This is a genomic window from Halomonas sp. JS92-SW72 (assembly GCF_003547075.1).
Classification (GTDB): Bacteria; Pseudomonadota; Gammaproteobacteria; order Pseudomonadales; family Halomonadaceae; genus Halomonas; species Halomonas alkalicola.
Window position 1 is genome coordinate 3,906,212 of sequence record NZ_CP032147.1, and the last position, 12,414, is coordinate 3,918,625.

Sequence of the window (12,414 nt, forward strand, 5' to 3'; positions counted from 1 at the left end):
CTAGCAAAGGATAACTCCTATAGGCGATTTGATCATCCGGGACCCTACAGTTAAGCGAAAAGCACGACGAGAGGACTGCTGAGTGGATCTCAACCGCTGATGGGTGCCCAAGTCGGCGAATAGTGGCGTGTTATCCATGCCCATAAAGATTGGCTCCCTGATGCGCATGATCAATATGCTCGAATTCCAAGCTGGAGTGGCCAATGTCAAAGCGTGCTTTGATATCCGCCTTGATCGCCTCGAGCTGCTGCCAGCCTTCTTCCGTCGTCACCACGTGGCAGTCAAGTGCGGCGGTATTCTCCTGCATTTGCCATAGGTGAACATGATGCACATCCTCAACCCCTTCGACGCTACGCAGGGCATCAATGACTGATTGACCATCGACATCGGGTGGCGAGCTCAGCATCAGTGTCCGGATGGGGCCACCTATCTCCGTAAAGGCAAGATAGAGAATATAGAGTGCAATACTGATCGTAATCGCGGGGTCTACCCAGCGCATGTCGTATAGCAGAATCAGCGAGCCGCCAATGATCACAGCGATGGACGCAAACGCATCAGACAGGTTGTGCAGGAAGAGAGCCCGAATGTTGACGCTATGTTTTTGCATCGACCAGGTGAGCAAGGCCGTTAGCGCATCGACAAGAAGAGCGACAATGCCGATGATGACGACTATCCAGCCCTGAATCTCTGGCGGGTCGATCATGCGCATCACGCCTTCATAAATTAGATAAAACCCAACGAGAATGAGGGTCGTGTAGTTGATCAGCGCTGCGACAATCTCGATTCGCCCATAGCCGAACGTCATCTGAGAGTCTGGCGGCCGTCTCGCGATCTTGCGGGCAGCAAATGCAATGATAAGGGCAGCCATGTCGGAAAGTTATGCAGCGCATCCGCGATCAGCGCGAGGCTTCCCGCCAGGATACCCCCAACGATCTGAGCAACAGTCAATATCCCGTTGGCCCAGATGGCGATGCTCATCCGACGGTCACCAGAGGTGGGGTCAAGATGGGGATGATCGTGATGATGTCCCATGCGTCATCCTAGTGTCACCTGATGACCCAGCAGTATAAAACCTATAGCAACTCAAGATTCAAGCCCGAATTCTAATGAAGACCGAGCCGGGGCTAGGCGTATGGAACTTTGCGTAGTGGGCGCCGTACCAAACACGGTTACCATGTTCCATGCCCCGGAAGGAGCCCATTTTGATACCCAAGCCGCACTCGCACGCCTGGCTGATGAGCCTAGCTTTACTATTGATGGTGACGCCAGCCCTCGCCGAGCCACGACTGCCAGACTTCACGGAGCTGGTCGACAAGGCCGCGCCGGCCGTCGTCAACATCTCGACCTCCCGGGAAGTCGAGATGTCCATGACGTCCTCTCGGCAGTTTGGGGGGCAGGAGATACCGGAGGTCTTCCGTGAGTTCAATGGTGACTGACCGCGACTGAGCAAGATCACTGTTTCCCTACCTGACCATGGTGGAGTGGCTCAATCTCTGCGCTCAGACTTTCCCCAAGGACGTGACGCAGTTGTCCTGCTGTGCCGGGTGAACGGCCAGGACAGGATACTCTATTGAATATCACTACTTGCACAAGTCAGGAAACAGACTTGATCGAGCTTCCAGCCAGGTTTGCTTTTCTACGGATAAGGCCAGTGTACGCGTTGGAGCAATCCCCACGCTGACCGGGATATGCGTGAAGCGCCGTACTTTGGTGAACAGCTCCTGGGCGTGACGGTGCATCTGCTCAGGGGCAAAGCCGTCGAACCGCACGAACATCTCGTCGATGGAGTAGGGCTCCACGCCGGCAGAGAACTCCTCCAACACCTGCTGCACCCGGGAGGACATATCCCCATAGAGCTCATAGTTCGACGACAGCAGCACGATGCGCCGCTGGCGGAGCAGTGGCTGCAGCTCGAAGGCAGGTGTGCCCATGGCCACATCCAACGCCTTGAGCTCGTTGGAGCGGGCAATCACGCAGCCATCGTTGTTGGAGAGCACGCCCACGGGCACGCCCTCCAGCCGCGGCTGGAAGGCCCGCTCGCAGCTGACGTAGAAGTTGTTGCAGTCGATCAATCCGATCATGGGCCCAGCCCCGGCTAGACGGTGTACTCGTGAACCACCGCGCGCACCACGCCCCAGGCCTGGCACTCCAGGTCCGCAGCGGGGATGGGGCGGTAGGCGGGGTTCGCCGAGGTGAAGTAGGGGCGGTTGCCGATCAGCTCGTAGCGTTTCACCACCAGCTCCCCTTCCACCGTGGCGACCAGAATGTGCCCGGGGCGCGGCTCGATGGCGCTATCGACCACCAGCAGGTCGCCCTCTGCGATGCCCAGCGCCTCCATGCTGTCGCCGGTGACTGTCATGAAGAAGGTCGAGGATGGGCGCTTCACCAGCCGTTCGTTGAGGTCCAGGGTGCGCCCTTCGTAGTCCTGGGCTGGGCTCGGAAAGCCCGACAGCCCGGCCCGCGTGAGGGGCAGAGGGAAGGGCAGGGGCTGTGCCGGCGGCGCCGGATCCGCGGGGATGAGCTTGGCATGTGGCATGGCGGGCTCCTCTCGATACCTGATATTTATACAGTATCATCGAGGCGGCACGGCCTGCCAAGACCATGTACCACGAAGGTCGCGAGCAGGCGCAGCATGATGCTGCTAACCTGACTGAGGATTAGGTATAGCAAGGGAGTGCGAAATGGAAGCTCATACTCGTCAATGCAGGACCCCTCGACTGGCTCCGGTTGTATGTCATCTCACGACCCATAGCGGCCATGGAGTCAAAGGCAGCATGCTCGTTCATCCGGTATCAGACCGTGCGGAATAATATCTGTTAGCCCCTTACGTAACATCAGGAACTGGAATGCCCTGGACTTCAGACCATATAAAATGGCTCGTCGACACCGGCGAACGAGTGACGACTTCCGACGGCAAGGAGGTGGAAGTCTGGGATTTCCGTCATGATAACGACGAGGACGTGCTATCCGCTTGGGCGAAACATTTCCGGAATCACTATTGCCTGGATACTGAGATTGATTTCCTCCGTGGAAAACGTCCGCGCCCGGATTACCTCACCAATATAAAGTTCCCATGCAAAAAATCCAAACTTGGCCCAGGGATCCGAGCGGGTGACTTTGGGGAAATTCTGGTTTCCGATTACCTTCAATGGCTGCTCGGTTACTGGGTGCCCAGGGTACGATGGTCATCGAAGTTTGTTCGAGATGAATCGCCCAAGGGTAGCGATGTCATTGGATTCCGCTTTCACAAAGAAGAAGGTGAACCCTCCTCAAAGGATGTGTTGTTTGTCTTTGAATCAAAAACAAAGTTCTCTGCCTCTAAGGTCAATCGTTTGCAGGATGCTATTAACGATTCCGCCAAGGATCATATTCGAATAGATGAATCTCTTAACTTTATCAAGCAAAAGCTTTTTGAAAAAAAGAAAATCGAACAGGCCCAAAGAGTCGAGAGATTTCAAAGCCCCGTAGATATGCCCTACAAGGAAACCTTCGGTGCTGCGGCTATCATCTCTGATGAATATTTCGTCGCTGATGAATTGGCCTCTGCGGACTGCAGTAAGATACCCAAGTCAGCGAAGTCCAGCGAGTTCTTTCTCCATCCAAACAGTGACAGCCTTGTCCTATTAGTTATCAAGGGGCCCGGCATGATGGATCTTGTCCATGAGCTCTACAGGAGGGCTGCGGATGAGGACTGAACAGAAATCCCAACTCCTCCTAGGCATCACCCGGTCAAAGGCAAAGATGCTAGAGTATGGCATCCCGGAGGAGCATCACATCAAAATTAATCAAGATCCGGCCAAGCTCTTCACTATATCGATCGGTCTTTTGGGCGACCTTGCCGCCGCTATCAATCGAAAGGAGACAGATTCAGGATCTCTCTCGGAGTTGAAATCCAATCTGCTTTTTTCTGCCCATTTCTTTGACTCATACTTACAGTCAAAGCTAAACGAGACGCTAGACCCATACCTCTTACTTGTTGGCGCGTCGTCTTACTATCTTTGCGATTTGCCTGGAAGCGCCTCCGTACTGGCCTGGAATGCCGATGCGGATTTTCCAGATCTAGATGCTATGGGTCTCGAAAATCTGATTTTTTGGATGTTGCGAGGAGAGATATCTACGGATTTTGGTGGCGCGGAGGGAAAGCTCGGAGATTATATCGACGTTATTTTTAAAGCATTGGTACGGTTTGTCAGCAATGGCACCGGTGAAGACGATCTCCTAGATCAGCTCAGAAAGCTCAGAGTTGCTGTTTACGATTTTGGTACACCTAGACAGCTTTTGCTTGGCGATATTGCAGCAGCTTTGGTTAGGAAAAAAATTATTAACTCTTGCTGGAATGCCCTTCCATTATATTCCGGGCTCTCTAGGGAAAAGTGGCGATTGGCGATTGAAAAGAGTTCGTTTATCAAAGAACTATGGCCAGCACAACATCTTTTGGGCAGAGCAGAAATCCTGAAAGGAAGGTCTGCTATCGTACAAATGCCTACCAGTGCCGGAAAAACAAAGGCAACGGAGCTTATCCTTCGGAGCGCGTTTCTGGCAGGCCGCGTGTCTCTGGCCATCATCATCGCTCCGTTCCGGGCGCTGTGTCATGAGATCAAGAACAGCCTCGTCGGTGCATTCCACAGTGAACACACCAAGGTGGATGAGTTATCCGATGCCCTGCAGACCGACTTCGAGATTGCCGAGCTCTTGGGGCACCAGCAGATCCTGGTCGTAACCCCAGAGAAGCTGCTCTACGTCCTCCGGCACGCTCCGGAGCTAGCTGCCCATGTTGGCCTGCTGGTCTTTGATGAAGGCCACCAGTTCGACAGCGGCACCCGAGGCATCACATACGAGCTGCTCCTAACATCGCTGCGCTCCATGATTCCCAATGGATCCCAGAAAGTGCTGATTTCAGCTGTTATCAGCAATGCCGAGGCTGTCGGAGAATGGCTGAACGGTGAGCCTAATGTCGTCGAAGGCACAACTCTGATTCCGACTTTTAGGTCGGTTGGGTTCGCGAGCTGGCTCGATCAATTGGGAAGAATCGAGTATGTTGACAGCCGAGACGCCGAACAAAACGAGTTCTTCGTTCCAAGGGTTATTGAAAGGTTCAATCTCGGAAGGAAGAAGCGGGAAAGGAAGGACCGTTTGTTTCCTGAAAAGACTGACGGGCAGGCTATCGCACTTTACCTCGGTCTGAAATTGGTGCCGAATGGTAGTATTGCTGTTTTCTGTGGAAGGAAGTCGACAGCGGCCGGCGTCTGCGAAAAGGCCGTCGATATTATAGAGCGAGGCGCACCTTTGTCCCTGCCGTCAGATTTTTCAGACGCACAGGAAGTTGAGAGGCTGACACATCTGCATGTAGAGAATCTTGGCGCTGACGCTCCGGTGTCTCAGAGCGCAGCATACGGAATTTTTTCTCATCATGGAAATACGCCGCATGGTATCCGTTTGGCGGTGGAGCATGCAATGCGTGACGGCCTTGTGCGATTCGTCGTTTGCACATCCACCTTAGCGCAGGGCGTAAATCTTCCCATTCGATACCTCATCGTGACCAGTGTCTACCAAGGCTTGGAACGCATCAAGGTTCGAGATTTCCACAATCTCATTGGCCGAGCGGGTCGAGCCGGTATGCATACCGAAGGCAGTATCCTGTTTGCAGATCCGGTGATCTATGACAAGCGGAAGGCCCGTAACGATAAATGGCGCTGGGATCAGGTGAAAGAACTTCTCGAACCTCGCAACTCTGAGCCATGCATCAGCAATCTTCTATCGATCTTCGACCCCATTAAGAGTGAAGACGAGAAATACACAATCACTATGGAGGCTCTGGATTTCGCTAAGGCCTACATCAACGACCCTGATGAAGTTGCCAGCCTGGCTGCTGGGATAGCCGAACGACATGGAGATAAAAGATTCTCAAGAAGTGGTGTCGAGAGGCAAGTCGCTTGGAGAATCAGCCTCATATGTGCCGTGGAGAGCTTTCTTTTATCCCATTGGGATGAATCGGAGAATGGTCTTTCAGAAGCCGATGTGTTCCACCTGGCCGAAGGGACGCTGGCTTTCTTCTTGGCTGATGATCAGAAAAAGGAGTATCTCCGCGAGTTATTTAAGCTTCTCGCTGAGAACATCTCGGTAAAAATTACTGATCCAGATCGCCGTAAAATCTACGGCAGGACGCTTTACGGAATTCAGGATGCCCAAGCTATTGAGGGATGGGTCAAGTCCAACGCTGACAGTCTGCTTTCGATTGTTGATGAAACAGAAGCGCTCGATATTGTCTGGCCATTGCTTACACAGCATATCAATGGTGGTGTGTTTACCAAGTTTGATAAACCGGAGGTGCTCAACGAAATCGCTCATGAATGGATCAATGGAAAGCCCTTCTGGGATCTCCTAGCAATTATACGTAAGCGAAAAGCCAAGATGATCTGGGGCACCCGCCGTAGGGAATTCAAGATCGATCATATCGTGGACGTCTGTGAAGGGACGCTCGCTTATGACGGTGCGCTTGCTGTAGGTGCTGTGTGTGAGTTCATTGAAACACTCAACCAAGATGGCACTGGCGAGCTAGTCACTCGCCTTCAGCTTTTTCAAAAGCGCCTCAAATATGGCTTGCCCACGGAAACTACCATTGCCCTTTATGAGCTTGGCTTTTCGGACCGTGTCATCGTTCAGGACCTTGCCGCATCCTTAAACCTAGAAGCGACTCAAAAGAATGATCTTGTGAAGGCGCTGAAACAAGACATGGACGGAGCTAGTGCGGTGGTGGAGAAATACCCAAGCTATTTTCAGGTGCGAATGGATGAACTGTTGGTCTAAAAAATCGCTGCACTGGATTTTTTACTCCATTTTGCTCCGTAAAAGCCAGTGAGCTCAAGCATTACATCAGCACATCCTAAATTTCCGCTTCTGGCTGAATTCAGACATGCGAGAAGGGCGGCTGGAGAGGCGGTTTTTTAAAATTTATGATTCGCATATTTAATATTGGTGGTGATTAATGAAAAGCAGCGGCAAGTGGAAAGATAAATTGCTTTCGTCAAGTTTTCCTCTTGAGTACGAAGCCATGAAAATCTTGGTCGAAAAGGGTTTTAGTGTTTCATCTGATTTTAGTTACTCTCGGTTGGATGGAGATATCATAAAAGACTTTTCTGTTGACATAGAAGCCCTGGCATTTACTCCCTTTGAGGACCAAAATGATATAACAAGCACAGTTAGGCTGCTCGTCGAGTGCAAATATAGGAAAGATGGTATTGCCTGGATTTTTTTGCCAGACCCAAATGACGCTAGTTTTTCACCATTTACCATGGGGCACACTATCAGAGCTGTTGATTGCTTTTCAAGAGATATATTGAGCCCGAATAGCATGGTTTCATTTGATGGTGGTGAAGATGTGGTTTTCTGCTTTAAAGGTGTTGAGGTAGATACTGTAAATCCATCTGCCCATGACGCACAAATAAAGCATGGGGTAAATCAGCTCCACTATGCTCTACCAGTCATGCTGGAAAAAGAGATTAACAATAATTCCTGTCCCCAGCCGGACCCAGCTAGACCTTTTTTTATCGTCCCAATACTTTTGACAAACGCAGAATTATATGTTGCTGAAGATGGGTTTTCAATGCGTTTGGTTAAGGAGGCTGGCTCTTTAGATAATATTGCCTTTCGAGCTCCATATGTGGTTACATATAATGATATTAGTCCAGATTTTGAAAGTCACTGCGCCGCAATTTTTGAAGACGGATTTTTCTTTGATGCTGAGTATTTAAGTGAAATTGGAAACTATCGCTCATCTAAAGGCGAATACGAGAACTGCCTCCCGCTGAATGTTATAGAGTCACTTGAGTCGAACAGGGAGTTATTGTCAAATCCTGTGTACGGCAAGTCAGGCGGCAGTCCTGTCTGACTGATCGGTAACACCTCCAATGTCTCCAGTATGAGGCTTACCGGGGTGTCCGCTCCAATTAGACCAGTTCAAAAGAGCGCCATCAAGGCGCTAGAGGGAATAGTACCATTAAACAAGAAGCCAATGCCTTGCCACCCTCTCCGCCTGTGCCGGGGACTGTCTTCCACAAGCGACATCAGATAGTGCAGGGTTGGTTGGCCGATAGGGACAAGGTATCAGACGGCATGACAGTCATTCTGGACACTGGGGTCCTCATCCTGCTGCAGGGCCTTCCGAGTCTCCGCTTCGATGGCGTACCACTCGGCCTCGCATGCCATGCTCCCCTTCATCGCCACGTACCATTCTCGCTCGCCGGACTCGCAGGAGGATGCCTGGTCCATCGCTGGTAAGAAACGACTGCCCATCGGAATACAGATCTTCTCCGAGATCATGGAAGGGGAATATGACTGCATCGGTCGACCAGGTTGTCTTCCAGCGCCGCGGTCGCGCTGCTGCTGTCGAGGGCTTCACGCAGCAACAGAGCAGCGCTGTCACTGGTGGTGCGGTGGCCGCTCAACTCGACACGGACAGAGTCGTTGCACGAGGGTCGGCCTCATGAATAAGCCGGGATGAACATGTCACGCGTTGGTGCATGGCTAGGCTAGGCTGGCTCCGAGCCTCTCTGCCTGCGCCAGTACGCCCGTGAAGATCGGTTCGCAGGTCGATGAGGGAAACTCCGGGGGCAAGCGACCAGCCAGGTCTTCTACGATGCCCTCCGCGCGCGCAGCAATGTCTTGCATCAGCTCACGCACGCGCTCCTGGGGAAAGCCGACCTGCGCTGCCGAAGAGAAGAAGTGTCGTGGCTCAATCCTCGCCCAGCGGTAGTGCCTGCTCTTGCCCTTCAGTGCCATGGCCATCGTGGCTCTCTCCCGAGGCAGGCTGCCATGGGCCATCAGTGGATAGGCGGAAATCACGTCGTAAAGGGGCGTCATGCGATAGGCACTGCCCGGTTCGAGAAACAGGCTGAAGTTCTTGGCATGGCCATCGATAGCCGCGAGCAGCCAGAACAGCATCTGAGTATAGAAGAATCGTTTGCGATCATTACCCGCTTCCTGAGAACCAAGCAGCAAACGCATGGCATCAGCAATACCGGGACCGCCATCGCTTTCGTACTTCAACGCCGGTGCCACCCCAAGAGCCTGGCAGAAGTCCTCCTGTGGTAATCGCATCAGCCAGTCACCCCGCCCGGACCAGCGCCGATCAAACCTCTCGACTACCAGAACCGTCTGGGTACCGAATGTGGCCAGCGCCGCCTTCGCGACAGGCAGCCCGAAGGCCGCCAATATCTGAAGACAAAGCCACTCATTTTCGCCACTCTGGCGAAGATCGATATTGCTGTGTTCCAGAAAGCCGATCGGCAGCTTGAGAATATGGCTGGTTGGCGTGCTGCCACTGGGGCGCTGCCACCTGCCCTCGTACCAGAGCAGCGCCGTCTTTTCCTGGGCTCCCGCTAGCGAGATCCTGAACTCGCTCTGCTGGCTCATTCCAAGCGGCGCTTCACGGTATCCTATCAGCAACCCCTCGATATCCTGGTCGCTCACAGGCTCTGCGGTTACCTGCCGCACACTTTCCAGCATGCTGCTCTCGGGATACAGCTGGATTGCCCCGATGCAGTCTCGGCCGATGCTGGCCAGCAGATCGAAAGGATGCCGAGTGGCAAGCTGGAAGCGCACCTGCATCCTCGCCCGAATATCTTCAGAGTCGGGCAAGAGATTATCGAAGAAGTTGTAGACGACCTCACCACGATATTCCGACAGGGTCAGCGGCATCGATAGAGAAATGGCGCGCGCGCCGGCTCTGTTGAACCACTCCGGAAGATAGCGAAACGTCATCGCCCCTGAGCGGGCAAGTGTCAAAACGCCCACTTCAATACCATTCATTGCAACGACCAGGTTCGGCATGGCTACCACTCCTGATCCCAGTTCTGACTCTTGTCCGCCGCTCCTTCTGCCTGGTTACGCGGTGTAAGATGCAGTTCAAGTTCCAGCACGGCAAGTAGCTTGAAAAGCGTTTCTATTCGGCTCTTCTCAGGATGGTTCTCGAAAGCGGATATCGTCGCCTGTTTGATACCGACCTGCTTCGCGGCTTGTTGCTGTGTGAGCTGCAGCTGACGCCGGGCACTTTTCAGGGAGTGAGCCAGCATGTCAGGTGACGTGATTTTCACATTACCCCCCACATCGGATGAATAAGAATTATCCCTCATGGGGGATAATAGCAAATTATCCGCGCAAGAGGATACACTGCGAGGACATTACCTGACCATCACCCTCTCTGCCAGACGCCTCTACTTGTATCAGGCGACACGAAAAACTGCCCCCAGGCGACACGAAAAGCTTACCCTGCCGGTCGGTCGCGATGCCGCCGGCATGCTCCTCTATCTGCAAGTACTGTCCAGCCCCTGGCAAAAGGCGCGCCTGCTGTCCATCGGCCAGGCCGTCGAAGCCAAGTTGAGCACCGGGCTCGGCATCCTTGGCTAACCGCCGGCAACCTGAAGCACCCCTCCATCCCGCCCGGCTCGCCTCGCATGCCTGTCGGTAACGTAGCCGATCCTCACCTAGCGCCATTTTTTTCCCTGGCGGGATATAAAGCGTCCTGCTTCGACCAGCCAGAAGAAATTTTCCCAATAGGGATAATTTCATTGACACCAGCATCGAAGATTCTTAATTTTCCCTAAAGGGAAAACTATTGGAGCTTTCCATGCGCCCCGGCACCCCAATTCACGATACCGCCACCCTTGGCCGACTGATCCGACAGACGCGAAAGCAGCAGAACCTAACACTCGAAACGCTGGCAGGCCTGTGCGGGTTGAGCATACGTTTTCTCAGCGAATTGGAGAACGGCCGGGAAACCTGCAGCCTAGTGCGAGTGCTGCTGGTGCTCGATGCCCTGGGAATAGAACTGACCGCCGAACCGCCCGAGACAGACGCCACATGAGCCGACACGATACTCTGAACGTTTGGCGTGAACATCGCCTGGTCGGCACACTGTGGCGAGGTAGCGGCGAGCGCCTAATCGGCTTCGAGTACGACAGCGAATGGCAAGCCACCGGCCACGCCATTTCCAACAGCCTGCCTCTGGAAAAGCGCACCTGGCTACCCGAAGAACAAACGGCCCATCGCTGGTTCGGCAACCTGCTACCCGAAGAGCAAGCCCGTATGGCGCTGCTCAAGCGGCTTGCCATCCCCGACGACGATTTCGCACTACTGGCAGCCATCGGTGGCGACTGCGCCGGCGCACTCACCCTTCTTCCGCCCGAGCAGCAGCCAGCCACCCAATGGGAAACGACACCGCTGGCGCTGGACAAACTCGCGCGATGGGCTGCCAACCGCGAGCGCTACTCGCTGATGGGCTCCGAAAGCAATGCCCCTCCCCCACGCCTCTCATTGGCAGGTGCGCAGGATAAAATTCCGGTAGTGCTCGACAACGGCGAACTCAAACTACCGCGGGGAGGCACCCCCTCCTCGCATATTCTCAAGTTCGCCCTGGAAGGCCGCGAACTGATCGTCTTGAACGAACTTTTTCTCAACACGCTAGCACGCCTCGCCGGACTGGCCTGCCCCACCACGACACTGGGCCAGGCGGAAGGCCATGCCTACCTGCTGGTGGAACGCTACGACAGAATCGGTATCGGCACCCAGGGGCTGCGCCGCATTCATCAGGAAGACTTCTGTCAGGCCATGGGGCTCTCGCGAATCGAGAAATACCAAGTGCCCGACGGCCCGCATTTCGGGCGGTGCATCGCCACGGCCCGACAAGCCTGTCGCCCCAGTGCCGCCTCGATCCAGCACCTGCTGCGCTGGCAAATTTTCAATGTCTTGGTCGGCAACACCGATGGTCATGCGAAGAACCTATCGCTCCTACAGAACGAGCGAGGTCAATGGCACATCGCCCCCGCCTACGACCTGGTAGGTACCCTGATGCTGGGCTACCACCGCGACCTGGCTTTCTCGGTCGGCGATCAGTTCAATTCTCAGCAACTGCTGCCCCGCGACTGGCAAACCTTCGCCAAGGAGTGTCGCTTCAGTTATCCCTTCGTGCGTCGCGAGATACTCTCGCTCGCCGCCAGGCTGCAGGAATTGCTGGTGGCCGATGAACTACGGCAGGCCTTGAGCGATGCAGGGCTGAGCGAACATGGCTGGGTAAGGCTTCAGCAGCAACGCCAGCACATTCAGTCGCAATGCAACAAGGCGCAGCGCTGGTAGCCCTCCAAAGGCAGTGACTGCTCCCCGCCCTGGCGGGCGAGGCTTCCCACTTCTCAGGCAGCAGCCGGCGATGCGCCGGACTTACGCAAGCCTCCATGGGCAGAGACGGACAGCCCTTCCGCCTTCAACTGGATGATGCCTTGCTGCTTGATGTTCAGCGCCGCGTTGATGTCCCGGTCGTGTTATGTGTGGCAAGCCAGGTTCAGCGTCTCGACGATCACCGCTTGGTTATCGTCAACGATCTGTCGAGAGAAGCGCCAAAACTGGGTGTATATACAGCTTATG

Annotated in this window: 11 protein-coding genes and 1 pseudogene; 7 read left to right on the forward strand and 5 right to left on the reverse strand. The window is 54.1% G+C overall.

Annotation, left to right across the window (positions count from 1 at the left end):
- Window positions 1-130 precede the first annotated feature (130 nt).
- A pseudogene (locus tag D1793_RS18450) lies at window positions 131-1,032 on the reverse strand (cation diffusion facilitator family transporter).
- A 170-nt stretch (window positions 1,033-1,202) separates the two neighbouring features.
- Between D1793_RS18450 and D1793_RS18455 the strand changes: the two are divergent.
- On the forward strand, window positions 1,203-1,436 hold the full coding sequence (locus D1793_RS18455) for a S1C family serine protease (protein WP_086509375.1): 234 nt from the start codon (window positions 1,203-1,205) through the stop codon (window positions 1,434-1,436).
- A 144-nt stretch (window positions 1,437-1,580) separates the two neighbouring features.
- Here the strand turns inward: D1793_RS18455 and D1793_RS18460 are convergent, their stop codons facing one another.
- Together D1793_RS18460 and umuD are read right to left on the reverse strand one after the other, a co-directional pair.
- Window positions 1,581-2,081 carry a hypothetical protein gene (locus D1793_RS18460; RefSeq protein WP_119023417.1) on the reverse strand — a complete coding sequence of 167 codons (501 nt, stop codon included), beginning with the start codon at window positions 2,079-2,081 and terminating at the stop codon, window positions 1,581-1,583.
- A gap of 14 nt (window positions 2,082-2,095) precedes the next feature.
- Window positions 2,096-2,536 (reverse strand): translesion error-prone DNA polymerase V autoproteolytic subunit, encoded by a 441-nt coding sequence (gene umuD, locus D1793_RS18465; protein ID WP_119023418.1) that lies wholly within the window; start codon window positions 2,534-2,536, stop codon window positions 2,096-2,098.
- Window positions 2,537-2,846: 310 nt separating this feature from the next.
- Between umuD and D1793_RS18470 the strand changes: the two genes are divergently transcribed.
- From D1793_RS18470 to D1793_RS19595, 3 genes are all read left to right on the forward strand, one after another.
- The gene (locus tag D1793_RS18470; protein ID WP_119023419.1) at window positions 2,847-3,695 is read left to right on the forward strand and encodes a Hachiman antiphage defense system protein HamA; all 849 of its coding nucleotides are present in this window, start codon (window positions 2,847-2,849) and stop codon (window positions 3,693-3,695) included.
- Entirely contained in the window at window positions 3,685-6,807 is a 3,123-nt protein-coding gene (locus D1793_RS18475) for a DEAD/DEAH box helicase (RefSeq protein ID WP_119023420.1), read from the forward strand. Before D1793_RS18470 ends, D1793_RS18475 begins: the two co-directional genes overlap by 11 nt.
- 178 nt (window positions 6,808-6,985) lie before the next feature.
- Window positions 6,986-7,888 carry a hypothetical protein gene (locus D1793_RS19595; protein ID WP_162900028.1) on the forward strand — a complete coding sequence of 301 codons (903 nt, stop codon included), beginning with the start codon at window positions 6,986-6,988 and terminating at the stop codon, window positions 7,886-7,888.
- Between the two features lie 635 nt (window positions 7,889-8,523).
- Here D1793_RS19595 and D1793_RS18485 read toward each other — a convergent pair.
- Complete coding sequence (locus D1793_RS18485; protein ID WP_119023422.1) at window positions 8,524-9,828, reverse strand: type II toxin-antitoxin system HipA family toxin; 1,305 nt, start codon at window positions 9,826-9,828, stop codon at window positions 8,524-8,526.
- A gap of 2 nt (window positions 9,829-9,830) precedes the next feature.
- The gene (locus D1793_RS18490) at window positions 9,831-10,070 is read right to left on the reverse strand and encodes a helix-turn-helix domain-containing protein (RefSeq protein ID WP_240407720.1); all 240 of its coding nucleotides are present in this window, start codon (window positions 10,068-10,070) and stop codon (window positions 9,831-9,833) included.
- 58 nt (window positions 10,071-10,128) lie between these two features.
- Between D1793_RS18490 and D1793_RS19735 the strand changes: the two genes are divergently transcribed.
- The 3 genes from D1793_RS19735 (at window position 10,129) to D1793_RS18505 (ending at window position 12,129) form a co-directional block, all read left to right on the forward strand.
- Complete coding sequence (locus D1793_RS19735) at window positions 10,129-10,404, forward strand: hypothetical protein (protein WP_205527577.1); 276 nt, start codon at window positions 10,129-10,131, stop codon at window positions 10,402-10,404.
- Between the two features lie 220 nt (window positions 10,405-10,624).
- A complete protein-coding gene (locus D1793_RS18500; RefSeq protein ID WP_119023749.1) occupies window positions 10,625-10,861 on the forward strand; it encodes a helix-turn-helix domain-containing protein in 237 nt (78 codons plus the stop codon).
- Window positions 10,858-12,129, forward strand: coding sequence for a type II toxin-antitoxin system HipA family toxin (locus tag D1793_RS18505; RefSeq protein ID WP_119023424.1), 1,272 nt, complete (start codon window positions 10,858-10,860; stop codon window positions 12,127-12,129). The genes D1793_RS18500 and D1793_RS18505 overlap by 4 nt, the downstream gene beginning before the upstream one ends.
- Window positions 12,130-12,414: the final 285 nt, after the last annotated feature.